The following is a 24,333-nucleotide window of genomic DNA, read 5'->3' on the forward strand; positions in this document are numbered from 1 at the left end:
CCAGCCCGGAAGCTGCCGCTTGTTTCTGCTCGTGTGCAGACCTTATTGGGCGGGGGTGTGTCAGCTTCGCGCTTTCGATTCGGCATGGCTGAGAGCCTGGGCAACGGTCTGATGGCAATGGATCAGAGACCCAGCGCCATCAGCAGTCCCTGGTGAACCAAAGCTTCGGTACCGATCAGCGCAATGAAGCCGAGCATCGCCAGACGTCCGTTCAGACGTTCAGCTTTCGCCAGTCGCTCACGGCGCATCTGAGCTGCGGCAAGGTCCTGCCAGTAGCGCTCATCAGCCAGAAGGGTTGCAGTTGTCATGGGTGTCTCCGTGTGGGACCAGACAGGTCTATGCCCACCGGAGCTGGCTCGGTAGCAGGGACAGCCGCCCATGCAGGTTCGGATTTAGGACCTTCTCCCGTCGGATTCAAGGGGGTCAGTTCAGTAATCGGGAGCCACGAAAGTCCCCATTAGATTGCCATCATTTCGTCGCGGGGAAATGAAAGGCCCACGCACGTCTCGACAAACCCGGCGGCGTAGTGCGGATTGCAGCGTCGGGTTAGTCAACGTTGCTGATCAATGCTGCCACTGTTGTTAACCGCTGGTTCCTGCTAGTGCAGTCTGCACCTGGTTCACAGAGCAGAATCATGACTTTCTTTTGGAGTTGATGAAGGCATCGACCAGATCATTTCGACCCGTTGTTGTGGTTTCTCTGGTGAGTGTGGATGAGATGTTTGCCAGGTTGAGGCTGCTGAACAACGTGTTGGGCTCTTCAGCCAACTGCTTCTGGACATTGGATCCATCGCGGTTCAAGCCACCATCACGGAAATCTGTCGCTGTGTCTGTCAAGCAGGGGACACATGTCTCGCAACGCTCAGCGGCAGTGCCCATGGATGTGCGGATGCGATCAGTGCATGCATGACGCCGCTGCTTGCTGGAGTTGGTCGAGCCTTTGCTCACGGGAGCCCCAGAGTTCAATCAGCTTGGGCCGGTTCATTTCTGGCATCACGGAGAAGCGATCATCACGGTAAATCTGTTTAAAGATTGCGTCGACTTCTGCTCTGTAAGCAAGATCGACGGGTCTGATGCCGTCATCCTCCATATCAACTGGCCAGCGATCAGTCATTGGAACAAAAGCCACCAGATCAAGCTTCTGCAGAGTTTCTCTGACTCTTGGTGCCATTGCGTTCACAAATGCATTATCAATATCGGTTGTTTTTTTGTCAGCTGTATATTGAGAGTAAGCAATGTAATCCACGGGTGCGCGATCGAATATCACACAGTCGTTGATTGATGAATAGAGATTCACGCGGCTAGCGTTGTAATACATCTGAATGCCGTTGTGAAGGCGGTTGCTTTCTTGGCGGAAGCGGATGTCATACATCTCTGCATCGAGGGCACGGAACGGCTCCTCTTCGCGTTTGTATTGGGGATGCCGTTTCACCCAGTCCCAGACCAAGGTGCTTTTCCCGAGGGAGTGGGATCCACTGATGGCGATGCGCATGTTGAGATCTGTGGTTAATCGCGCCATTCATTATGTTTCGATTTCAACGCAATGGGGCGTGGCTTAATTGCTGAGCAGGGTTATCCATTGATGGTCCGCAGGTTGAGCCGAGTCTGGATCGCCTGGAGCGAGGCCAGATCTCGCGAGTGCCTGAGACTCTGGTCAGCAGTGGAGACCCCTGTTGGGGGATTCAACGGTCCGAGCAATCACACTTTTGGGTTATGTGAGTTCGGCTTGTTTCAGCGATGGTGGAATCATCACAGAGATCATCTTCACGACTGATGACAAACAAATGAAAGTCATTCCCTTGATTGCTTCAGAAGCCTCTTTGCGAGCAGCAGAGGACTAAGCGGAAGCCACTCATTAGCGCCGACCCTTTCGCCATTCCGGCGACTGCCGCTGATCGAGGGTTCTGGAGTCTGAAGCCATGATGAGCTGGTTGAAAGTCATACATAGCCCTTTCAGCGAATAGCAGGATGGTCAAGTCGTGCTCATCCATCTCCAGGCAAAACCTTTCAAACAACAGGATGATTTGAATGAGGAAATTAATGACCGGAACTAGTGCTAAAGCCCATTTGCTTGAGCTGTTGCTAGAGCCGCTGAAAGGCTGCAAAGGGCTTTACAACTACAAGCAGGATTTGATGAAAAAGATCATGCAGATGTCAGACCTGCAAGTGAGGGAGTATCTCGACTACCACCAGCGCTGTGATGCTTCTGGCTGATGCACCAGTCTCGGCACAGCGAGCTGCATTGATGCTTCGACCCAGATCAACGCGAGATGGAAGCATCACTGCCAGATCACATCTTCACCCTCGATCAAGCAAGCTCCGCTGTGATCTCTGGCGCTGAGGGTTTTGACAAAACAGAGTCGAGGCCTGCCTTATCTTTCTTAATGACGTGAACGCCACAATCAAAATCGTGAGTTGGCTTAAAAAGTCTGGGGAAGTGTTGATTCTGGCGAAGTTTGTCCTCCAGGGAGGTCATACCTGGCCCTATTCAATCGGATGTCCCGGAGCTGGTGAACCATTCAAATGACGACTTGCGGCAGTTTCATCACGCTGCAATCAATTCAATGATCTCTTCGCATCGAAGGATTGCCCTTCACCATTGATCAGCCAGACATCTTGGCAGTATCGATATCTGGCATTGATCCTGATTAAAGGCCAATGGTGTGAAGCAATCCTTCGCCACTGATCAATTCTGTTGCGATCGCTGCAATGAAGCCGAGCATGGCCAGACGACCGTTCAACTTCTCTGCCCGCTCGTGGAACCCCCAGCCTGCGTCGGGTCCAGCCATTTCCATGGGTGGCTCCTTGGCATAGACGTTGTCATGCCCCTCAAGATCGTGAGTCACCAGTCCGGTTGGTGCCTGAAGTGTGGTTGCTGTCATGGATGTCTCCGAGTGGGACCTGTTTGGTCTATGCCAGCTGTTGGCTTCCTGGAAGGCCTGACAGCCGTCCATGCAGGTTCGGTTTCAGGACCTTCCCAGACGGGTTCTACGGGAGCACATTCACCCACTGGCTGCTCTGGCTTGATGCTGCCCTGATGCGTGTGCAGGCTCTGCCCTAACAGCCTGCAGTGAGCTCAAAGCGCAGTCTGTGGCCCCTTTCAACATCAGCGATCGTTGAGTCGTCCCAAGTGCGGGACACTTCACGCTGGTTACTCAGGCAAGTTTTCGACTGCGCGGTGCATGAAACGCTTCACCAGCGGCATTGGCCAACCCTCGCGCTGCAGGGATTCCGCGATGTGATCAATCTGGAGGGCAATTTCCTCTGCCACGACATCTTCCAGCAGGGATTCGGAATGGTCTGTGCTGCTTGTCATGGGGATGGATGCCGTCCTTTTGCTTTAACCCTGGTTTAGACAGGCCTGCAAATGCTGCCGGAATTCAGAAAACAATTGCGCATTTGCTGGCCTAGGTGATCTGGGTTGGCCAGAACTGAACCATCCGCGCAGTCTTGATGGCACCGAGCTCTCCCCAGCGGCATCCCGACGACATCACACACCATCTGCTTCGGGCTTTTGGGGTTCTGGTAGGGGTCAGCATTGTGGCTGTGGTGGTCTGGCTTGTCACTGCTTCGCAGGCCACCAGCTCCAGACTGCCACCGGACATTGCGCTGGATCGCGTTGAGTTCTCCGAAGCGACTCCTGTGCCATGACATCGCTAACTCCCCTGCCTGCGCCTGTGGAGAGTCACTGGAGAGTCATGCTTCCTGTGGAGATTCACATTTTTAATCTCTAGTGCACCGGCAGTGAGCAGCGTCGCCAGCCGGTCTTGAGCATCGTCTCCCAGGTTTCGATGGCGTTTGAGCTGAGCAAGGTCGTCTTGACTGAGGCTCAGGGGGATGCTGCACGACCCATCCATAGGTTCTTATGGATATCCACTGCTCCTGAGCTGCTGGCGTGTTGGGTTTGAACTGCACCAGCAACTTTTGCGCAGCATTGACCAACCACCCTTCTCCTCCGGACTTCACTGGAGGTTCTTTGGTGATCCGATTGCGGCTTGGCATGCTCAGCAGTCTGATCAAACCCTGTTCAAAAAATGTCGGACCTAATGGGTGATGGATTCCAGTGAATGGAAAAGTGTGAGGTCCGGGAGGGATTCAGCGCTTGGTTCGGCAGATGTTGCAAAGCCCGAAGAATTCCAGCGTGTGAAAGATCAGCTTGAAGTTGTCTGTCTCCGGGGCCTGCACGTTCAATTCATGCATCGGGCATTGCTGCAACGTCTGCGTGGTGCCGCAGCTCACACAAGTGAGATGGTGCTGATCACGCTCCACTGGTGCGTAGAGAGCTTCGCCCGTCGGCAGATGTCTGCAGCGGATCTTGCCTTGTTGATGGAGTTTGCGCAGATTGCGATACACCGTTGCCAGCCCCATGGCTCCCGGTTGCCCCTCCAGGCAGCGATGCAGCTGCTGGCCGGTCATTTCGGCCTCACTGTTTTGCAGTTCTTCCAGCAGCAATTGCTGCCGTTGCGTCCCCGTAGATCCCTGTTGCTTCATGGTGAATTCTGACCTCATACTGCTGCGCTTCTGTTTTGGATCAGTTCGGAACTGACGGCCCAAAGACGTGATCGTTGTTCTTGGCTGCGAGCGGCGCGAGCCACGGGCTGCCGTTTGGGAGCACCACGCATACCTCCAAATTTACTGGGGCCGTAATGCTCTCCACCTTGTACGGCTGTAGAGGTTGCCGCCATGAGCTGCGGCAGTGCCCCCTGGGCTGCGCTCTGGAACATGGGATCCATCAATCGGTAAGCCAGGGCTTCCTGCCAGGCGCCATTGGCTGCCACCGAGAGTGGTTGAAGATTCGTCCGCGCCAGCCCTGGATGGGCTGCCAGCGATCTCACGCTGCTTCCCGACTGCTCGAGACGATGATTCAACTCCAGTGCAAACATCACGTTGGCCAACTTGCTCTGGCCGTAAGCCTTCCAGCGGTCGTAGCGCTTTTCACCGTTCAGGTCATCCCAGGCGATCGCCCCGAAATACTGTGCTCCCGAGGTGACGGTGACGACTCGAGCCTGTTCGCGGCCCTCCATCAGAGGCAGAAGCGCCTGGGTCAGTGCGAAGTGGCCAAGGTGGTTGACGGCGAACTGCATTTCATGTCCCTGCTGGCTCAGCAGCCGTGGAGGCGCCATCAGTCCCGCGTTGTTGATTAGAAGATCCAATCGGTCGTAGCGCGACTGAACTTCTCGGCAGCAGGCATCGACATTGTCGAGGTCAGCTAGATCCAGGTCGAGCAAATCCACACCAGAGGACCCCTGCTCCAGCAGTTCCGCGCGAGCCGCCTCTCCCTTGCGGCGGCTGCGACAGGCCATCAGCACAGTTGCCCCGGACCGGAGCAAGGCCCGCGTGGTCTCCAGGCCAAGGCCGCTGTTGGCCCCTGTGACGAGGGCTATTCGTCCTCGCAGGTCAGGCATGTCGTCGATGGTCCAGCCCATGCGGCGATGTCAGCGCCCATCCAGTCTCGCGGGTTCGCTCAGTCTTCGGGGAAGAGCAGGCCAGCGAGTTCGTCGGCATCCACGTCATAGACGCGCGCCAGCGAAGTTTCGATGGCGCTTGTCACCTCACCAGGCAGGAAGCGCATGGCATTGAGAGCGTCTTCAGCGATCTCGTCGCTGAGCAGGATGTCCTCGGAATCCAGTTTTTCGTCGTTGATGATGGCCATCACCCAGCTCTGATAGGCATAAACCAGATCCGAGAACTCGAGTTCGGGATCATTGAGATCCAGGGTCATGGTCAGGCGTAGACGCGCAACACCAGTCTGACCTCCTGGGGAGAGGATGTCTTCAAGTGAGGGTCAGCATGAGCCGTCCGGATCCCGAACAGTTGCAGGGCACGCTTGTGGACTTCGCCCTGCTGGAACTGATTCGCCAGCACCGCGAAAGCTTTCAGCCGCTCTGGAGCGTTGACAGCTGGGTCAAGCTGATGATCTGGCTGTCGCTGAACTGCGGGTTGTCGGGAGAGCGCGACAGCCTTGAACATTTCGCTGCTGCCATCGGAGAGCGCATCACCTCGCGGCTGCGTCGAACCTTCTTTGAGCGGGAGTTGGCGGATCTGGAGCTTCAGGTGCTGGCGGATCCCGCTGAGCAGCAGGTGCTGTTGTTGTCACAGGCACCTACGGATCCCGCTGTGCTGGATCCGGAGCGCCTGGCCAGAGCTTTGGAGCGGGTGGAACTCACCGACCTGGTTGTCGCTGATCGCAGTCGCTGGCAACAGCTGGAGGCCGTGGTAACGATTCCCTGGAAGGGCTGATGTCTGAGCTGAACGACCTGAGCCTGATCGGTCGCTACGGCAATGCCGGTTTTGAAGCGGTCGCCGATGGCGTGATGGCCTTTTTTGATCGGCGCACTGACCTCCACCGTCCTGGCGTTGCCTTCGGTTCCTCCACAGATGAGGAACCGTCGAAGCTGAGCACGGATATCAGCCTGGTGGCCATTGATCGCAGTGACCCTGAGTCTTGTGCTTTGTCGGAGGTGATTGTGCGGGGTGTCACTGCCGGTTTGGATCGCTACCTGGAGGAGCGACCTTTGTTTCGTGAGGTCTGCCCTGACCGGGAACTGTTCGTTGTGCCGATTTTCAACCTTCAGCGCTACGCCCCAGGCGAGGGATTTCGGAAATGGCACTGCGACTGGACCATCAGCGATGAGGCCACGGAACCCGTTCATCGCGTGCTGGCATGGATTCTTTATTGCGACACCGTGGCTGAAGCCGGTACGGAGTTTCACTGGCAGCAGCATCACGAGGAGGCCGTGCGGGGAAAACTGGTGATCTTCCCTGCAGGCCCAAGTCACATCCACCGCGGTCGGGTGAATTGCAAGCACAGCAAAACCATCGCCACCGGGTGGATCAATGCAGGGACAAAGGAGGGTTATCTGCGGCGCCTGGCTCGCTCTTGAGCGGTGGTATCTCACGGACTGTGTTGACCTGTTGCGGGAAAGGAATTTCAATCCCTTCCCGTTTGAATGCTGTCCAGATCGCCTGATTCACTTCACTGACAATGCCGATGTTGCTCATCGGGTCGGAGATCCAGTAGCGCAATGAATACTCGATGGCGGAGTCTCCGTAGTGCACCTGCAGCGCCCTTGGCGCTGGATGATTCAGCACTCTGGGCACGCTCAGAGCTGTCTGCTCAAGGATCTTCAGGACGATCTGGGGATCATGGCTGTAGGCGGCGCCAATTCGGATCTCGCTGCGCCGCATTCGGTCTGTGGCGGTGTAACTGGTGGCCTGCGCGGTGAAAAACATCTGATTGGGAATCAGCAGTTCCGCGTTGTCTCGATCTCGCCAGAGCAGAGTGGCGCGCAGGCCCAGCTTGCGCACTTCGCAAGGATCTCCATCCACCATCAGGATTTCTCCCGGACGCACTGACCCTTCAAACAGCAGCCAGATGCCGCTGATGAAGTTGGAAAACACCTCCTTGATGCCGAAGCCGAGGCCCACGGACAATCCACCTGCGATTGCCACGAGAGCCGTGGAGTTCAGACCGATGTGAAACCCCACGGCCGTGATGCCAATGCCAATCACCACATAGCGGAGGATCAGCTCCAGAGCTTTGCGGCTGCTGTCACTGCAGCTGAGCAGTTTCTGCAGCATCCAGGCCACCCCCGCGGCCGGAAGCTTGGTGCCCACCAGCAGCAGATAGGTCACCAGCATGGCGATAACCAGATTGTTGACGGTGAGGATCTCGCCGAAGAGGCTGCCCAGCTTGATCACGCCGAGATCTGCGGGATTGTCGAACTTGCTGATCAGGTTCAGGCCCACCAGAACCAGGAACAGCGGCCTCAGCAGTCGACTTTCCAGTTGATGGATTGTTGAGGTGGGAAGCAGCAGCAGCAGCAGTTGGTTCAACAGGTTGAGCAGATTCCAGCCCAGCCAGCAAAGGCCGGCATAGCTCACCAGACCAGTCTTTCCGCCGGGAAGTTCGATCAGCCAGGCGATCAACAACATGGCGATGGGCGCCACCAGCAATCTCAGTGCTGGGTGCAGGTTTCCAAGCCGCCGTTGTGGATTGATCAGGTGCCATCCCACGCTCAGTCCAAGGATCAGCAGCAATTGGGCGACGACAGCGCTTCGCTGCAGGTAACCCAGCCAGCCGAGGATTTCCCAGAGCAGCTGGCTCATGCTCCCCCCTCCAGGACTTTGACTAGGGATTTCTGGCTGGAACGCGGGTTGGAGGCTCCAAACACCAGTTGAACCAGAACCTGCGACCCATCGCGATCGATGCTGCGATGGTGAGCCAGCCCAGCCAGTGCTGATTCATGCAGCATCGAATCCTCTCTGGACTGCACCAGGGTGGCCAGCGTGCGGGAACTGCGCACCGGCACAGCCACGGCGGGATTGACTGGCAGGAATGCGAGGGATCGCAGCGACAGATTCCGCTGCACCATCGGGTTGGTAATGAACTGGGCCAGGCTCACAGCCATGTTCCGCTGCCTTGGACTTGAATTGGCTCCGAGCGCCAACACCCTCACGGCATTCATGGGGCTTGCAGTTCCAGCAGGACCGCTGGGAAGCGGCGAAACCCCGAGGTTGTCGCCCATCAGCTTTCTGAGCCGCAGCAGGCTGTTGGAGTTACAGCTCACCCAGTCGAGTTCCCCATCGTTGAGCAGGTTTTCCAGTTGCCCCTGGTCCTGGAAAAAGGTGATGTTCTGCTGGGCACTGGCCCGTTGTAACCAGGCCAGCCACTCCACCATCGCTTCAGTGTTCCTTGGCGTCAGTGTCTGGTCATCGTTGGCCTTGGCCAGACTTTGAATGGCCCCCAGGCTGCCTGCGGTCCAAAGCAGTTCCGAGAAGTTCACCGCCAACCCCACCCGTGTACCGGATGCGCCTTGTTGGAGCAATTCCTGCAGTGTGGTGGGAGGGTTCTGAACGATTTCGCGGTTGAAGCAGGCGATCTGCGGGTAGATGACCATCGGCTGGGCCGTGATTCGCCCATCGTCCAGCTTCACCCTTTCCCACAGGCCCTGATCAGTTTGATAACGATTGAATGACTTGACTGGAAGCTCATCGGTGAGTCCTTCGCTCAGCAATTGATTGGCTTGAGGGGCATCCGTGACCACCAGATCGGGCCCCAGATCAGAGGCATTGCGGCGCTGGAGTTCGTGTTTGAGATTGGCGCGCTTGTACAGCGCGACCTGCACTTCCACGTTGGGTTTGATCTTGCGGAAATCGCTGATGATGAGCTGAATCCGCTGGCGGAAGTCGGTCTGTGTGGCGGTATCGATCTTGCTGTCCTGATCGATCACCATCGCCAGGTAAAGCATCACCGGAAGCTCATTGCCGAGGCGGCTGCAACCGCTGAGCGCCAGGGTGGAGAGCAAGACGCTGGCTGCCAGCCGAGCACGCACGATCGAGAGTTGATTGGTCAATCCATTCTGATAATCAATTTCGTTGCTGTCTCGCCACAGCTGGTTCAACGGCCATCAGGCTGCCCCGTTTGTCTCGGGAGGCTGATCTTGCGGCCTGAGTGTTGGTTCAGACAGCTGTTTTGCGAGCATGGATCGCTGTTGTTGAGCGCGTCCCGTGTCCGAACTGGCCAAGACCTATGACCCGGTGGGCACCGAGGCCCGCTGGCAGCAGGCCTGGGAGGACCAAGGAGCTTTTCATCCCGATCCCCAGGCGCCTGGGGATCCGTTCTCGGTGGTGATCCCGCCTCCGAATGTGACCGGCAGCCTGCACATGGGCCATGCCTTCAACACGGCCCTGATCGACACGATCGTGCGCTACCAGCGTCTGGCTGGAAAAAATGTGCTTTGCCTCCCTGGCACTGACCATGCCTCGATCGCTGTGCAGACGATCCTTGAGAAGCAGCTCAAGCAGGAGGGCAAGACCCGTCATGAGCTAGGCCGCGAGGCGTTTCTGGAGCGGGCCTGGCAGTGGAAGTCGGAGAGCGGCGGCCGCATCGTCGATCAGCTGCGCAGGCTTGGCTATTCGGTTGACTGGCGTCGGCAGCGTTTCACCCTTGATGAAGGGCTGAGCGAGGCCGTCAGAGAAGCCTTTGTCCGCCTGCATGAGCAGGGCCTGATCTATCGAGGCGAGTATCTGGTGAATTGGTGCCCCGCTTCCGGTTCGGCGGTGAGCGACCTGGAGGTGGAAATGAAGGAGGTGGATGGTCATCTCTGGCATTTCCGCTACCCGCTCAGCAGCGGCGACGGTCATCTGGAGGTGGCCACCACCCGACCCGAGACGATGTTGGGCGATACAGCTGTTGCTGTGAATCCCAGCGACGAGCGCTATGCCCATCTGGTGGGCCAGACCCTCACCCTGCCCTTTGTGGGCCGTGAGATTCCGATCGTTGCCGACGATCATGTGGACAAGGACTTCGGCACCGGTTGCGTCAAGGTGACGCCCGCTCACGATCCCAACGATTTCGCCATCGGCCAGCGCCACGGTCTGCCCCAGATCACGGTGATGCGCAAGAACGGCACGATGAATAAGCAGGCCGGGCAGTTCAAGGGACTGGATCGTTTTGAAGCACGCAAGGCTGTGGTGGCCGGTCTGGAGGAACTCGGTCTGCTGGTGAAGGTGGAGGACTATCGCCACAGTGTTCCTCACTCAGACCGTGGCAAGGTCCCTGTTGAGCCGTTGCTGTCCACCCAGTGGTTCGTCAAGACCGAGCCTCTGGCAGCCCGTTGTCGTGAAGCGTTGGAGCAGCAGGATCCACGCTTCATTCCCGAGCGCTGGGAGAAGGTCTATCGCGACTGGCTCACCGACATCCGTGACTGGTGCATCAGCCGTCAGTTGTGGTGGGGGCATCGCATTCCGGCCTGGTTCGTGATCAGTGAGACCGATGGCAAATACACCGACACCACGCCTTATGTGGTGGCACGCAATGAAGCTGATGCCCTGGAGAAGGCCAGAGCTGAGTTTGGTTCAGCTGCGGAGATTGAGCAGGATGAGGATGTGCTCGACACCTGGTTCTCCAGCGGTCTCTGGCCGTTTTCCACCCTGGGATGGCCCGATGCTGACAGCGCTGACCTGCAGCGCTGGTATCCCACCAGCACCCTGGTGACGGGCTTCGACATCATTTTCTTCTGGGTGGCCCGGATGACGATGATGGCCGGCGCCTTCACGGCTGAGATGCCGTTCAAGGACGTCTACATCCACGGTCTGGTCCGGGATGAGCAGAACCGCAAGATGAGCAAGAGCGCCGGCAACGGCATCGATCCGCTGCTGCTGATCGAGCGGTACGGAACCGATGCATTGCGCTTTGCCCTGGTGAGGGAAGTGGCTGGTGCCGGTCAGGACATTCGCCTGGATTACGACCGCAAGAAGGACACCTCCGCCACCGTTGAGGCCTCACGGAATTTCGCCAACAAGCTCTGGAACGCCACCCGTTTTGCCTTGATGAATCTGGATGGCATGACGCCTGCTCAGTTGGGAGAAGCCGATCCTGCTGCCCTGCAGCTTGCGGATCGCTGGATCCTGTCGCGCCTGGCCAGGGTCAATCGTGAAACCGCGGATCGATACAGCCGCTACGGCCTGGGGGAAGCGGCCAAGGGGTTGTATGAGTTCGCCTGGAACGATGTTTGCGACTGGTATCTGGAGCTCAGCAAGCGCAGGCTTAATCCAGGTGAAAACGCCAGCGCTGGCGCTCTCGTGGATCAGCGCACGGCCAGGCAGGTGCTGGCCAAGGTGATCAGTCAGATGCACCTGATGCTGAATCCGCTGATGCCGCATCTCACCGAGGAGTTGTGGCACAGCGTCACCGCTGAGCCAGAGACAACCTTCCTGGCGCTGCAGGCCTGGCCGGCCGTCGATGAAGTAGCCCTTGATCACGATCTCGAAGCCTCATTCGCCGAGTTGATTGCTGCGATCCGCGTCGTGCGCAATTTGCGTGCAGTGGCCGGTCTCAAGCCATCCCAGACCGTCCCGGTCCGTTTTGTGAGTGGCCGCGGCGATCTGGTCGCAGTGCTCCAGCAGGGGATTGCCGACATCACGGCGCTCACCAAAGCTGAAACGGTTCAGGTGATGACGCCTTCTGAGGCGGATGCAGCCCCGGTGACCAAGGCTCTTGCTGGCGTCAGCGGTGAGCTGCAGGTGCTGCTTCCGATCGAAGGACTGGTGGATCTCGATGCTTTCGCTGCAAGGCTCGAGAAGGACATCGCCAAGGCCGAGAAGGAGATCAAGGGTCTGGCCGGTCGACTGGCCAATCCCAATTTCGCTGACAAGGCACCGGCCGCTGTGGTGGCGGAGTGCAGGGCCAACCTGGCCGAGGCTGAGGCACAGGCTGATCTGGCACGCAGGCGTTTAGGGGATCTCAGCTGAGTCGCTCGCGCTGTTCAGATCCCTAACCTTCAACCAGCTCTGCCTCTGAACGCTCGACCCTCTCTTGATCATGGTTGAAACGCTCAGCAAGACGTACTGCGTCGCTGAAAAACAGCCTGGCCTTGCTGGCACCATGAGGCATTTTTTTGCTCTGCATGCAGCGTGATGTGTCCGCGGTATGGGATGTGTTGTTTGCCATCGCTCCTAATGAGATGGTGGTGTTCCTCAGAGCCAATCGCGCCGGAAAGACGATCATGCTTTCGTGTTTGTGTCTTCATATTGGTAATAAAGAACCTTATCGATAAAAAAACTTGTTTTAAATGCGTCAATAGACAATTTGGGTTTATTTCGTTAACATAGATGCCTCATGTTTGAACAAATTCGCTGTGATTGATCATATGGTTTAAAGCTTTAAATGTGGAATAAGTTGCTATCAGGCGTGGGAAATGCCAGCTCAATCGGGATTTGCTCAGAAAGTTGTGTTGCAGTAATTGATTTGAATAATCTGAAATTGCTTAATAATCGATTGGGCCAAGAAGAGGGGGAAAGACTTATTGGAATAGCTGGTGATGTTTTGCTTTCAGTTGCGAGGAAAGCTTGCAAAGTGTACAAGACCAGTGGTGAATTGTTTTTGGACTAAGTCCGGTTTACCCTGATATATCAAAAAATTAGAAACTCGGATTAGCGCCAAATTTTCTGATAAAGGAATAAATGCTTCGATTGCTATCTCGTGGAAAAGTCAATCTGAACTTTTGTACGATATTTTTTGTCAAGAAGAGCTTTTACTGCTTGCAAACAAGAACCATACAGTCAATGATCGAGCTTTTGCTGGTTCACACAGTTTTTCGCGGCTATTGCCGACTAAAATATCTAAATTTGAATGTGAAATTGAATTAGCAGCTGATTTAGATTTTGCAATTAAAAAACAAGAATTTTCTCTTGCATATCAGCCGATTTATAATTCATTGCATGAAATTATATGGTGTGAGGTTCTTGTGCGATGGCAGAGAAAGAAGGATGGAGAGCTTGTGCCACCCGAGATTTTCATACCACTTGCTGAAACTAATAATAGGATACATGATATCTGGGTTTGGAGTTTTGAAACTGCTCTTGCTCAATTGCAGGAGTGGCGTACGGACTCCTATCAACTGCCGAAGCTTTCGTTTAATTTTTCACCGTCACAGACAGATTTTTCTAGAAATACTCAATTCTCTTATGCAGAACAAATTAAAAATTGGTGCAAATCTTATAATTTTTCTAGTCGAGACTTCTTAATTGAGCTGACTGAAACTCCCTTATTAAAAGATTATGCTGCGGCTATAGATTTATTTGATGATCTAAAATCGATTGGTGTAAGATTATGTCTTGATGATTTTGGAGCGGGCTTTTCGTCACTCTCTATGTTGAGATTTCTTCCTGTTTCGACCATCAAAATTGATCGATCTTTTTTAGTGAGGTTGCCTGACTCAGTATCTAATCGAGCAATAGTCAAAGCTACTATTGCTCTAGCTTCGGAGTTAGGAATTAATGTAGTCGCGGAGTGCGTTGAGAATGAACAACAATTTAGGTTTCTAAATAATCTTGGGTGCGACTACTTCCAAGGTTATTTTTTTACAAAACCGATTGCATCTAATATACTAGAAAAATTATTTATCAAGAATTAGGCATGAATTTTCTTTTATCTAATTTCTTGGCATGATCATTACGTCGTTTTGTGACTAATTCTAGAGTTGATTGTTTTTGCGATAATTTTATCACCGCAGCTCTTATGTGTTGTCTTTGTTCCCTTTCGTTTGTGGAGATTCTCATTGTTTAAAAGCAGTCAGTTGTATTTTGATCGGAGTTGCAATGTGTTTTTGTTCATTTATTGGTTGGAACATTTAAGTAGGTGTATACAGCAAGTTTTATCAGACCGGCATTAGCGGGTAATGAGCAGATGGATGCTGGGTTTATCGGCAAGTTTTATGTGTCTAAAATGCTACATCTTGAAGCTTATGTATACCAGAAGACCTGCGGACCGATCACTCGGCCGGTAATGTAAGTTAATTAAACTTTATTTTTTTAAAATAATGTCTTCACGTGAGCTGTAAGTATTAGCTGTTCTTGACGCGTGACCTTCAAAAATTATGCATGTAATTACTGAATGAATCATTTTGGATTGCTGGTCTTTTGGGCTGATTTTAATTAAATGGCTGGAATTGATTTGTTTATAATTTATTTGTACGGCTTACGCATATTTGCCTTTTTGATAGCTTGTATATTACTTTTTTTGGGAATTGAAGACCTGATCGTAGACCTCATATATTGGATTCGATGGATTTGGCGAAAATGCTTCATTTATACTCGACACCGCTACGCTGACGAACAACTTCTCTTTTCTAAAAAAGAAAAACCTCTTGCGATTATGGTTCCTGCATGGAAAGAAGTTGGTGTCATAGCTCAAATGGTTAACGTTGCTGTCACTGAGCTTGACTATGAAAATTATCAATTTTTTATCGGAACATATCCCAACGATCCTGAGACTCAGTCAGATGCTATGGAAGCCTGTAGTCGTTTCGAAAATGTTCATCAGGTAATATGCGCGTTACCAGGGCCGACCAATAAAGCTGACTGTCTTAATAATATTCTTGCAGCTGTTTTAGCCTTTGAAAAGGCTGCTGCAGTCAAATTTTCTGGTTTTATTTTGCATGATGCAGAGGATGTGATCTCACCATTAGAGCTACGTTTGTTCAATCTTATGATTGAACAAAATGATTTAGTTCAAATACCGGTTTATCCATATCTTCGTCGTAATTGGTGGAGTTTTACAGCCAATCATTATGCTGATGAGTTCGCTGAATGGCATGGAAAAGAGGTTGTGATCCGTGAAGCACTTGCTGGCTTGGTTCCAAGTGCTGGAGTTGGAACTTGCTTTAGCCGAAGAGCTTTGACTTTGCTTCTTGATGAAGGTGATGGAATAGCTTTTTCAACACAAAGTCTTACTGAGGATTATGACATTGGAATTCGGTTGCGTCAGGCTGGTATGCGCGAAATATTTGTTCACTACAGCCCGCGGGATCCGTCTCTTGCGCCCTTGAGGGAGCGTCGACTTGGTGTTCAGAGGCGAGCAGGTCAAGTCATATGCGTTCGTGAAAATTTCCCAGACACAATATCAACTTCTGTCCGTCAAAAAGCTCGTTGGATAACAGGCATTGTTTTTCAAGGGTCTTTATCTTTCCCTTGGTCTGACGATTGGCTCATAAATTATTTTCTTTGGCGTGATAGAAGAGGTGGAATTAGTAACATGATTGGCTTTTTGGCGGTAATGCTTACATTGCAGCTTTTAATCATCTGGATGATTGGTTATCTCAACCTTGGAGGATGGGATTTTCCTTCTGTATTGGGAAATAGCCAAATCTTATCTACTCTTCTTCTTTTAAATGGATTACTACTATGCAACCGAATTATTCAAAGATTTTATTTTACTACGATTTTTTATGGTTTTTGGTCCGGCTTGATGGCGATTCCCAGAATGGTCTGGGCAAATTTGATAAACTTTCTTGCTAATTTAAAGGCCATTCGTCAAGCTCTGGCAATCGACAGCATTCGTAAAGTTGCTTGGGATAAAACAACTCATGTATTTCCAAGTATTGAATCTTCTACAAGACGTCGACAATTGGGTCAAATATTACTAGAGCAGGGAGTAATTACACCTACACAATTACAGAAGTGTCTTGAAAGTAGTGGACGCCGTCGAATTGGCAGAACCCTTCTTGATCTTAAAATGTTGACGACAGTGCAACTCGGCGTTGCTCTTGCCAAACAGCAGAACTTGAAATTCCACAATTTTAATCCTTTTCAAACAGATTTCTATTTACTAGAGCTTTTAGGTGAAGGATTAGCTTTTAAATATTCAATTTTGCCTCTATGTGTTGTCTCTGGTGTTTTGGTTTTTGCACGTGAGAGCGCTTTGAGCAAAGTCGCTCTAGGCGCCATTAGCCGGAAACTCAAATTGCCTACCCGACAAGTCATTGCGCCTCTTGGCCGTGTCCAAATTGGCCTTATTAATTCATATCGATCTGATGAATCGAATTTGTTGAATTCAAATTTACCTCGCTTAAAGTCATTGTTCGAACACGATATTATTGCATTTGATAATGTTTGTAGTCACTTGCTGCTTCTTGGTGATTTAGCTGTGGAAATGGGCTTGATTAGTCAGTCTGTTCTTGGTCAAGCGTTGATAAGTTTTGATCCTTTGTACCAAAAGCTAGGTAACCACCTAGTTGAATTAGATCTACTGAGTGTAGATAGTCTTCAGATTTTGCTTGAAGAGCAAAAACGTCAACGTTTATTAGGCCTATCAATTCTTGACGGAGTTTCTTGATGAGTTGGGCAAGTAGCAAGTCTAAAAGTTGGCTTAATTCGCTTGTTTTGGTGGTTTTTCTTTTTATTTGCATTGATTCAAATAAAACTGCTCAAGCAAATATTTTCACTAACTTGATTCGTGATTGGAAAGACTTCAGCAGTTACCCTTCTTTGGCAAGAGCTTCTCGAGCATTATCCCAAGGTCGATATTCTGATGCTGAACGTGAAGCTCGATTTGTTCTCAACCAAATTGACACTAATTCTCATCAAGCCAGGTTAATACTCGCTGAAGCACTTCTTGCTCAACGTCGTTATGGAAATGCGCTCGATGCCTTACAAATGTCCATAGAAGAGCCTCTTTATCGGCAAATTCAATTGATTTGGTTGAATCAATCAACTCCTGTACCTGAATACAGGGTTGAGCAATGGCTTCAACAGCACTCGTCGGGTCTGCACCGCGAGTCTTTGATTAAGGCGCGATCTGAGCAATTAAAACGATTGTATGGAGCGAAAAAAGCCTGGGATTGGCTTCGTAAACGTGGAGGCGATGTTGTTTATCGTAGTGGTCTTGCTGAATTAGCTCATGATTGGTTAGCTATTGTCGAAGAACTATCTCTTTTGGCGCAAAACGATTCTGAATTGTCACCTCTACTTCAACAACGTTTGAGTTTCGCTAGAGCAACTTTAAACCAACAACCTTTAAACTCTACTAATAGAAGGGAGTTGCCAATAAATAATTTGCCTACTCTTCCCCCTCCACCCACGCTTGATGAGCTGAGCTTCAATCTTGTTGCCTCCGGTAATCTTCAACAAGCATTGGAACTCTTGGAAAAACGTCTCGTTGAAGATTATTCGCCTGTGAGTTTAATTCCTAAAAGTTTAGCTAATCGTCTAATTAATCTTTACGCTCAACTTGGCGCACCAAAAGCTTCCTTCCTAAAACTTCTATCTACCCGCCTTCCTGTCTATGAACGTGGTGTATTGTTTGAACAACTCGCTTCTTCAGGCGACTGTGCCATATTGCCTGAGATGAGCATACTTTCTTCTGAAACAGCATCTGCAGGAGAATGGTTAGCGTATGGTCAGTGTGCAATTCAGCAAACACCAGGCGAAGCTTCTGTTTACTTGGATCAAGCGTTGTTATTGGGACGCGAGGATTCTCGCAGCCTTTTGGCATTTGCTCTCGCTGCTAGTGGTGAACCCGAGCGTGCCTATGAACTTTTTGAGAGCTTACCTTCTACTGAGAAGAATCAATCTTCAATACAAGCAGGAATGGCACAAGTTTCTCTGCAACTTAATCAATTGGAGAATGCAAACGAACATTGGCAACGTCTTACCGAAAAAAGTGTTGACAACTGGCGATTAGGAGCTTTAATTGCTGCCAAGCGTGGTGAGTTATTTTCTGCATATGAGCGTTATGAAATTGTTCTTTATGAAAGCCAGAATGCCTCAGACTTTTATCAGGGGGCTTTAATCGCTCGAGATATTGGTAATTCTGATAAAGCGCTAGAATGGTTTGGGAAAGCTAATGAATTAGATCCAAATAATTTTCGTTATCTTAGCGATTATGGTTTTACTTTAAGACAAGACCCTCGCCAAAAAATCCAAGATCAGGCACTTCCAGTCTTGTTGCGCGCAAGTCAGATTAGCGATGAAAAACCTGAGATCGAGGCTGAGATTGCGAAGCTCTTTAAAGAACGTCGTGATTACCATTCATCATTGAAACACTATAAACGTGCTATTCGGCTTGAGCAGGACGCGTTGAGTTCCACCGAACCTTTGACATTGCCTTCACAACATCAACGTCTTTACGGGCTCAAAAGAAATTTTGAATTTCTCTCTCGAAATGATCGATTACAAATTGATTTTACTATTTCCCCTTATGGTTCTGCTCAAAGTATTGATGATTTGCTTATTGACGATGTTCTTCTTGAGTATCAGCAAGGCATTGTCGGTACTTTAAAGTACGAGCGTCGTTTGTCTGATCAAGATATCTTTAGTTATACTAGATTCATAGCATCTTCTAGTTTGTCTCAGCCAGATTTCCAGTCATCTGGTGGCTTTGGTTTTAGATATAAACCATTCTACGATTTGAACATAAACTTATTTGCCGAATATTTCCAGTCGCGTTTGGCTGATTTGAGTTCGGATGACGCTTTACTCCGTATTAATGGTTCTGTTTTAGATCAAGGCGATTGGAGTGCCGAATGGAAAGCAGATCGGGATGTATGGAACGAGAGATTTTTCTATTTTGACTCTGCTTATTTTGTTCAGCAATCTCAGCTAATTGGCTTGTATCGTTATTCTCAGGGAAGAACTTGGAAACTCCCCGGGGACGTTGCTCAAACATTAAGCCCATACTTTTTTTCCCAGATGGCTCACCAAGACTATGAGTATGACCTTCGTATAGGAATTGGCTTGCGATGGCAGATCTGGCTGAACGAGGATGAGCTTCGTGCGTTTCGTCACAAACTAACGACTCGATTAGAGTATCAGCAACCCTTGTCTGGTGACCTATATCAGCAGACTCCTGGCGTGAGATTCAGCTTTCAGATTGACTTATGAAAACTTATCCGTTCCAATTTCACGTTCGACTTTTGCTGGCGATTGTAATTAGTTTTTTTTCACCTTCCATATCGAAGTCCAGTACGCTTTTTTACCAACCTCTCAACCGTGACCGTAACATCGATTCGGTCGAATGGGCTCATCTATGGCGTAAAGCCTATGAAAAAGATTTTAGGCAAATTGTTGTTCAGTGGACAGCCTTTGGCGATCAGCTTATTGATCCGGAGAACTGGTTATTAAATAGTCTCGAAATTGCTAGTCAAGAGGGATTGCAATTGATCATAGGATTGCATGCAGATCCAGATTTTTCTCAAACTATTCTGCAGGCTGGTTGGGAGAGTCGTTTTGAAGAATATTGGAATAGTCTCCAGCGTCAGTCTCTGGTTCAGCAAGAGAGATTATTGCCTTTGCTCTCTGCTCGTGATATTTCTATTGATGGTTGGTATTTTCCTTCAGAGCTATCTGATATCCTCTTTACTAATTCTTATCGCCGACAATTTGTTCGCAATCAACTGATTTTGATGGCTGAAAATTTAAATCGCCCATTGCATATAAGCGCTTACAATCTAGGCTACCTTTCGCCTCAGGGCAATGCGGCTTGGCTTTCTAGTCTTGAAAAGTCTGGTTTAAAGGTTTGGTGGCAGGACGGCTCTGGTGTTGGTGATCTTTCACCTTTGATTCTACAGGCCTATTATAAAGCTCTTCCTTGTGCGGTAGGAGTAGTTAGCGAGGCATTTGTCAGAATTCCAAATCAGGGTGGTTCTTTTAGTGCTAAGTATGCACCACCAGCGGATTACGATCCTTGTCATCCAGCTTCTACTTTTTCACTTCGCTACTTGCCTTGGGCTCAGTCAATATTGAAGCTCCAATTTAATTAGTCTTTTTGGATTAAGCCATCATGTTGTTTAGTTTAGGCGACGGATGAAGGTCAATGTTTTTATCAATTATTTTGCCTCCATCTGCCTTGTATTCATTGTTTTCGGCAGTGTTTAAGTTATTCAAAGTTTTGTCAGTGTTAATTTGATTTCTATCTGGGGCTCTATGTGTTCACTTGGAACGATGTTGTCGATTGGTATTTCGAGCTGAGCATCCGCAGGTTGAATTCAGGTGAGAATATAATGGTTAGAGCACGCTCTTATCAATAAACTGACCTGCTTGTTCAGGCTATGGTGGTTTAGGTGATCAGTCAGATGAACCTGAACCTGAGGCTGAATCTGCTGATATCGCATCTCACTAAGGTGTTGTCGTGGAGCCTTACAGTCAAGACTGTGACGACGTTTTTGGCGTTTCAGGGCTGGCCTATGCGTCATCAAGTAGGCCTCGATGGCAAACTTGACTCACGCTCGCGGAGTTGATTGCTGCAATTCATTTGGTGCGCAATCTCCGGACAGTTGCTGGCCTGAAACCGTCCCAGATCGCTTTTGTTCGTTTTGTGAGTAACCTTGGCAATTTGGCGCACTCGCTGAAGCAGCGGATGGCCGAGATCATGTTGCTCATCAAAGCTGAAACGGTTCAGTTCATGATGCCGTCTGAGGTGGATGCAGCATCGGTGTTAATAGCCTTGATAGACGCCCGTGGTGAGTTTCCGGTGCTGCTTTCGATCGATGGCTTGGTGGTCTTCGATGACTTGAAGGCACGTTTGGAGAAGGCCATCCTCTATAACGAATGGGAGATTCAGGGTCATTTAGAACAATTTTGCTGGTAAGGTGCCGTTCAAGGTGGTGGCTTAATGCAAGGACTACTTCGTTTTGAAGCCGGCACCGGCAGATTTGGCTCTGATGAGAATCTCCTATTTACTTGATCATGAACCAGAGATTTATCAAATGTCGATTTAAAAACTTATAATTATAAGTTTTTGCGGTCATTGCCATTTTGGTCAAAAAGAAACCCCTGTGCATATTCACATCCGAGAGCGTTAAGAGTGTTTTTTTGTCCAATAGTTTCCACTCCTTCGCCGACAAGTGTCATGTTAAAAGCTTTTGCCATGCTTATGATGGATTTAACCAGCTCGATTCCTGAATCTTGATGAATATTTTGGATGTAAGACCGGTCAATTTTTATTGATGTGAATGGCAGTTTCCTGAGTAACTCGATGGATGCATAGCCAGTTCCAAAATCATCAAGAGAAAAACGAATGCCCTCCATTTTCAAGGAATTCATACGTTCTAAAGCACCGGCTGTGTTTTCCAGGACGGCTGTTTCTGTGATTTCAATATAGATTCTTTTTGTGTCTATTTGTCTTTTACGAAGCTGATGCAAAAGTTTTTTGGGGAAGTCAAATTCTAAGAATTGAACAGGACTTATGTTGATTGATATATAGGTATTTTTGTTGTGACTGTGTTTATTGAATTCCGCTTCTATGCCATCTAGTATTGATTCTGTGATTAAGTGTATCATTCCTGCTTCTTCTGCGCAGGATATCAAGTATTGCACGCTTTTATTGAGGTTTTTGCATCGAAAAAGTGCCTCGTATCCAACAACTTTTTGATTATCACCTTTAAGTTTTTGAGAGTTGTCGAGTCTGACAATTGGCTGTAGGTAGACAGTGCTTTCGCCTGTTTCAATTGATTTTTTCAGGTCTTCTGCAGTTGTGGCTTTAGAAATTACTTCGGATGCCATTCCCGTTTGGTAGACAAAAAGGCAATTACGGCCTATGTCTTTGGCTTTGTAGAGTGCTATATCAGCTTTATCTAAAAGTGTTGCTGTTGATTTTAGGTCAATACTGTCAATGCAAATTCCTATGCTACAAGTATTATGAGTGGTGCAATTCTTTAGATTATATACCTTGGATAATTCGATTAGAAGTTTTCCTGCTATTTTTTTTGCCAAAGCTTCGGTCTCGCTATTGCTCCTAACTGGGAGTCTGTAAATGATGACAAATTCATCTCCTCCAAGACGTGCAACAAAATCATTTTTGCGAGTGCAGGATTGAATCCGATTAGCAGCCTCAATTAAAAATTGATCGCCTGAAGCGTGTCCATGAGAATCATTTAGAAATTTAAAATTGTCTACATCAATCGCAAAAATAGCTAGTCTGAATTCATTTCTTTTTAAACCATTTTCAGCATTTTTGAGCTCTTCTGAAAAGGAGAATCTGTTGCGTAATCCAGTCAGTGTGTCATAAAAGGCTAGATGATTAATTCGTTCTTGTTGTTCTTTGTCATGTGTGACGTTGTTGGCGACAATTGCTACTACTGAACTCTGGCCGTCAACTGATTCTGTGACTACAGCTTCAATTTTTAGAGTTAGTATTTTCTTGGATTCATCCGGATTAACACGCAACTCAATTCCAGAAACTTTAATTGATTGAGTTTTACAATCTGTTTGTTTGAATTTATCTAAAAATAATTTTAATTTCTCTTGGTCTTCTTTGATGACCCAGCGTTTCCATACTTTCTCAAGCTTACAGGTTTGTTTTTTCGTTTTTTTAAGGTCCGTGTGAAAACCTAAAAGCTGTCGCAATTTTTGTGACGGAATACATTCATCTGTTTGTACATTCCATTCAAGCCAGCCGTCATTGGTTCCTTCGAACGCTGCGCGTGTTCGGCCCTGTGCTTCTTTCAGCTGACTGATTAATGCGGAAACACGTCCTGTCTTTTCTTGTTCGAGTTCAAGCTGGCGGTTGCTGGACCAACTGAGAACTCCAAAAGCTGGTAGAAAAGCAACTCCAAAAGCCCCAAAAAGGATAAGTTCAATAGATCGGATTAGTGCTAAGCCATGCTCATCATTAACAGCATGTCCGGTAATACTTCCTAAAATTAAATTGTTATTTTTGATTTTGCTGCTCGCGTAAAAATTGCCATTAGAAATAGTTTGCGTTGATCTGTTTTCTACATTATCTCTGCAGTTTTTTGGTGGCAATCCATACCTGACTGAGGCTTTAGAGCCTGGCTTTTCTCGGCTTACTATTGATAAAAATTTGCCATTATTGTCTGCAACTGCCAGGCAAGTTATGTGAATGTCTTCGTCAAGAATTCTCAAGAGAAGAGTGTCAATATTGTTGTAACTTGAAAGTAGGACATTTTCACTTAATTGCAGTGAAATGTTGCTCACTACTTGTCTAAAATTAAGGTCTCTTTGCTCTTCTAGGTTGCGAAGGATCCATCGGTCTGCGCCGAATAAAGTGATCAGGCCACAGGAAGCAACAACTGCAAGTGGAATGCTGCTGTGACGAACTATTCTAAGAGCCCTTTTGAGGTTGATTTTGTTTTTCAGATGTTTAATCATTGCACGAATTTTTCTAACCCGAGATGTTGGAGACGTGCGTAATCTTTTGCATAATTTGCTTCGATTGGGATTTTAATCTGCACTTTATCGAAAAGACTGCTCAGTTCAGGCTCCTTTGCTATTTCAAGCCATATGGTTTGAACATTTTGAATTTCTTTAAGAGGGAGTTCTCTGCGTGCAGAAAATGGATGTGCTGGATATCCTTGCGTTTCGAACAAAATGTCAAGATTGGAGCGTAGTTCGTTGTTTTCGCGATTGAAGGTATTGTTAACGCCTCCACCCATGAAGTCCGAGTTCCTTGCTACTCCGCGATAAACATTTTGATGTGTTTTAACGTATTTTGGTTTAAAAGAAATATTCTTTTTGTCAAGATATGCGCGAGTAAGTAGTGACGCGGCAAACGCGTTCGGCGCTGGAAGTAATAATGTTTTTCCGTTAAGTTGCTTTATCGAAGAGATATCGCTTTGTCTGTTAGTGACAATTATTCCCGTGAGCAAGCGTTTCTTGTCTCTTATGATAGGCTGGTATTTAGTATTTACCATTACTTGGTGATATGGATTCATGAAGGCGTAATCTATTGATCCTTCTTTTAATGCTCTTTCAAACGACGGTATTGATTGTTGTTGATCGAGTTTGAAGCAGATATTTGCTCGCTTCCCGATTTCTGTGAGGAGGGGCCAGTAATCGCTATGAATTCTCGATGCAGAGAATTGAGGCACGATTGATAACGTGCGTAGCTTCGCTTTTGCTGAATTGCTTCCTGCGCAGTTACCTATGACAGTGCCTTGATTCTTCTTAAGGTCAAATTCAGTTTCTTGTTGCGTCGTAATCCGCTGGCCGCAACCACCTGCTAAAAAAATCAGGGAAAGAATAATTGTCTTTTTTACTACAATTTTGAGTAAATTCTCCTCCATGTTTAGCATGTCAGTTGATTGATTGGTTG

Annotated in this window: 25 protein-coding genes; 11 read left to right on the forward strand and 14 right to left on the reverse strand. The window is 49.1% G+C overall.

Going from position 1 to position 24,333, the window contains the following annotated elements; all coding sequences use genetic code 11:
* Positions 1-122: 122 nt before the first annotated feature.
* The 3 genes from SIB58_RS15375 to SIB58_RS15385 form a co-directional block, all read right to left on the reverse strand.
* A complete protein-coding gene (locus SIB58_RS15375) occupies positions 123-308 on the reverse strand; it encodes a chlorophyll a/b-binding protein (RefSeq protein WP_066910748.1) in 186 nt (61 codons plus the stop codon).
* A 324-nt stretch (positions 309-632) separates the two neighbouring features.
* Complete coding sequence (locus tag SIB58_RS15380; protein ID WP_197461566.1) at positions 633-836, reverse strand: hypothetical protein; 204 nt, start codon at positions 834-836, stop codon at positions 633-635.
* Positions 837-894: 58 nt separating this feature from the next.
* Positions 895-1,518, reverse strand: a complete 624-nt coding sequence (locus SIB58_RS15385) for an AAA family ATPase (protein WP_414494677.1) — start codon at positions 1,516-1,518, stop codon at positions 895-897.
* A gap of 521 nt (positions 1,519-2,039) precedes the next feature.
* On the opposite strand from SIB58_RS15385, the gene SIB58_RS15390 reads away from it, so the two are divergent.
* Positions 2,040-2,213: a hypothetical protein gene (locus SIB58_RS15390; protein WP_156486743.1), complete on the forward strand. Its 174-nt coding sequence runs from the start codon at positions 2,040-2,042 to the stop codon at positions 2,211-2,213.
* A 434-nt stretch (positions 2,214-2,647) separates the two neighbouring features.
* On the opposite strand, the gene SIB58_RS15395 is transcribed toward SIB58_RS15390, so the two are convergent.
* Both SIB58_RS15395 and SIB58_RS15400 read right to left on the reverse strand, forming a co-directional pair.
* A complete protein-coding gene (locus tag SIB58_RS15395) occupies positions 2,648-2,881 on the reverse strand; it encodes a chlorophyll a/b-binding protein (protein ID WP_066910661.1) in 234 nt (77 codons plus the stop codon).
* Between the two features lie 269 nt (positions 2,882-3,150).
* The gene (locus SIB58_RS15400) at positions 3,151-3,315 is read right to left on the reverse strand and encodes a hypothetical protein (RefSeq protein ID WP_170951801.1); all 165 of its coding nucleotides are present in this window, start codon (positions 3,313-3,315) and stop codon (positions 3,151-3,153) included.
* 137 nt (positions 3,316-3,452) lie between these two features.
* On the opposite strand from SIB58_RS15400, the gene SIB58_RS15405 reads away from it, so the two are divergent.
* Positions 3,453-3,650: a hypothetical protein gene (locus SIB58_RS15405; protein WP_066910658.1), complete on the forward strand. Its 198-nt coding sequence runs from the start codon at positions 3,453-3,455 to the stop codon at positions 3,648-3,650.
* A 79-nt stretch (positions 3,651-3,729) separates the two neighbouring features.
* On the opposite strand, the gene SIB58_RS15410 is transcribed toward SIB58_RS15405, so the two are convergent.
* The 4 genes from SIB58_RS15410 to SIB58_RS15425 all read right to left on the reverse strand — a co-directional run bounded on the left by SIB58_RS15410 (position 3,730) and on the right by SIB58_RS15425 (position 5,721).
* Positions 3,730-3,810: a DUF1651 domain-containing protein gene (locus SIB58_RS15410; protein ID WP_231857159.1), complete on the reverse strand. Its 81-nt coding sequence runs from the start codon at positions 3,808-3,810 to the stop codon at positions 3,730-3,732.
* 284 nt (positions 3,811-4,094) lie between these two features.
* Positions 4,095-4,490, reverse strand: a complete 396-nt coding sequence (locus tag SIB58_RS15415) for a transcriptional repressor (protein ID WP_066910742.1) — start codon at positions 4,488-4,490, stop codon at positions 4,095-4,097.
* A 14-nt stretch (positions 4,491-4,504) separates the two neighbouring features.
* Positions 4,505-5,425 carry an oxidoreductase gene (locus SIB58_RS15420; RefSeq protein WP_067326877.1) on the reverse strand — a complete coding sequence of 307 codons (921 nt, stop codon included), beginning with the start codon at positions 5,423-5,425 and terminating at the stop codon, positions 4,505-4,507.
* 38 nt (positions 5,426-5,463) lie between these two features.
* Positions 5,464-5,721 (reverse strand): hypothetical protein, encoded by a 258-nt coding sequence (locus tag SIB58_RS15425; RefSeq protein ID WP_066910649.1) that lies wholly within the window; start codon positions 5,719-5,721, stop codon positions 5,464-5,466.
* A 68-nt stretch (positions 5,722-5,789) separates the two neighbouring features.
* Between SIB58_RS15425 and SIB58_RS15430 the strand changes: the two genes are divergently transcribed.
* Together SIB58_RS15430 and SIB58_RS15435 are read left to right on the forward strand one after the other, a co-directional pair.
* On the forward strand, positions 5,790-6,239 hold the full coding sequence (locus tag SIB58_RS15430) for a protein phosphatase (RefSeq protein ID WP_067326880.1): 450 nt from the start codon (positions 5,790-5,792) through the stop codon (positions 6,237-6,239).
* 17 nt (positions 6,240-6,256) lie between these two features.
* Positions 6,257-6,883: a 2OG-Fe(II) oxygenase gene (locus tag SIB58_RS15435; protein WP_067326906.1), complete on the forward strand. Its 627-nt coding sequence runs from the start codon at positions 6,257-6,259 to the stop codon at positions 6,881-6,883.
* Here the strand turns inward: SIB58_RS15435 and SIB58_RS15440 are convergent.
* Together SIB58_RS15440 and SIB58_RS15445 are read right to left on the reverse strand one after the other, a co-directional pair.
* Positions 6,834-8,108, reverse strand: coding sequence for a mechanosensitive ion channel family protein (locus tag SIB58_RS15440; RefSeq protein WP_067326883.1), 1,275 nt, complete (start codon positions 8,106-8,108; stop codon positions 6,834-6,836). The genes SIB58_RS15435 and SIB58_RS15440 overlap by 50 nt on opposite strands.
* A complete protein-coding gene (locus tag SIB58_RS15445) occupies positions 8,105-9,355 on the reverse strand; it encodes an extracellular solute-binding protein (RefSeq protein ID WP_156486744.1) in 1,251 nt (416 codons plus the stop codon). The genes SIB58_RS15440 and SIB58_RS15445 overlap by 4 nt, the downstream gene beginning before the upstream one ends.
* A 154-nt stretch (positions 9,356-9,509) precedes the next feature.
* Between SIB58_RS15445 and SIB58_RS15450 the strand changes: the two genes are divergently transcribed.
* On the forward strand, positions 9,510-12,254 hold the full coding sequence (locus SIB58_RS15450) for a valine--tRNA ligase (protein WP_067326885.1): 2,745 nt from the start codon (positions 9,510-9,512) through the stop codon (positions 12,252-12,254).
* A gap of 22 nt (positions 12,255-12,276) precedes the next feature.
* Here the strand turns inward: SIB58_RS15450 and SIB58_RS15455 are convergent, their stop codons facing one another.
* Positions 12,277-12,453: a hypothetical protein gene (locus SIB58_RS15455; protein WP_156486745.1), complete on the reverse strand. Its 177-nt coding sequence runs from the start codon at positions 12,451-12,453 to the stop codon at positions 12,277-12,279.
* 216 nt (positions 12,454-12,669) lie between these two features.
* Here SIB58_RS15455 and SIB58_RS15460 point away from each other — a divergent pair, with 216 nt between their 5' ends.
* The 6 genes from SIB58_RS15460 (at position 12,670) to SIB58_RS15485 (ending at position 20,868) form a co-directional block, all read left to right on the forward strand.
* Positions 12,670-12,894, forward strand: coding sequence for a diguanylate cyclase domain-containing protein (locus tag SIB58_RS15460; protein ID WP_067326887.1), 225 nt, complete (start codon positions 12,670-12,672; stop codon positions 12,892-12,894).
* 112 nt (positions 12,895-13,006) lie between these two features.
* A complete protein-coding gene (locus SIB58_RS15465) occupies positions 13,007-13,918 on the forward strand; it encodes an EAL domain-containing protein (RefSeq protein ID WP_067326889.1) in 912 nt (303 codons plus the stop codon).
* Between the two features lie 524 nt (positions 13,919-14,442).
* Positions 14,443-16,617, forward strand: coding sequence for a glycosyl transferase family protein (locus SIB58_RS15470; RefSeq protein ID WP_067326891.1), 2,175 nt, complete (start codon positions 14,443-14,445; stop codon positions 16,615-16,617).
* Positions 16,617-19,163, forward strand: coding sequence for an NfrA family protein (locus SIB58_RS15475; protein WP_082823408.1), 2,547 nt, complete (start codon positions 16,617-16,619; stop codon positions 19,161-19,163). Before SIB58_RS15470 ends, SIB58_RS15475 begins: the two co-directional genes overlap by 1 nt.
* Positions 19,160-20,041, forward strand: a complete 882-nt coding sequence (locus SIB58_RS15480; protein WP_074159368.1) for a DUF4434 domain-containing protein — start codon at positions 19,160-19,162, stop codon at positions 20,039-20,041. Before SIB58_RS15475 ends, SIB58_RS15480 begins: the two co-directional genes overlap by 4 nt.
* A gap of 491 nt (positions 20,042-20,532) precedes the next feature.
* Positions 20,533-20,868 (forward strand): hypothetical protein, encoded by a 336-nt coding sequence (locus tag SIB58_RS15485; protein ID WP_067326894.1) that lies wholly within the window; start codon positions 20,533-20,535, stop codon positions 20,866-20,868.
* Positions 20,869-21,008: 140 nt separating this feature from the next.
* Here the strand turns inward: SIB58_RS15485 and SIB58_RS15490 are convergent, their stop codons facing one another.
* Together SIB58_RS15490 and SIB58_RS15495 are read right to left on the reverse strand one after the other, a co-directional pair.
* A complete protein-coding gene (locus SIB58_RS15490) occupies positions 21,009-23,390 on the reverse strand; it encodes a putative bifunctional diguanylate cyclase/phosphodiesterase (protein WP_066910620.1) in 2,382 nt (793 codons plus the stop codon).
* Positions 23,387-24,304, reverse strand: coding sequence for a phosphate/phosphite/phosphonate ABC transporter substrate-binding protein (locus SIB58_RS15495; RefSeq protein ID WP_197461176.1), 918 nt, complete (start codon positions 24,302-24,304; stop codon positions 23,387-23,389). The genes SIB58_RS15490 and SIB58_RS15495 overlap by 4 nt, the downstream gene beginning before the upstream one ends.
* Positions 24,305-24,333: the final 29 nt, after the last annotated feature.

Source organism: Synechococcus sp. MIT S9504 (assembly GCF_047497135.1).
In the GTDB taxonomy this organism is placed as follows: Bacteria; Cyanobacteriota; Cyanobacteriia; order PCC-6307; family Cyanobiaceae; genus Synechococcus_C.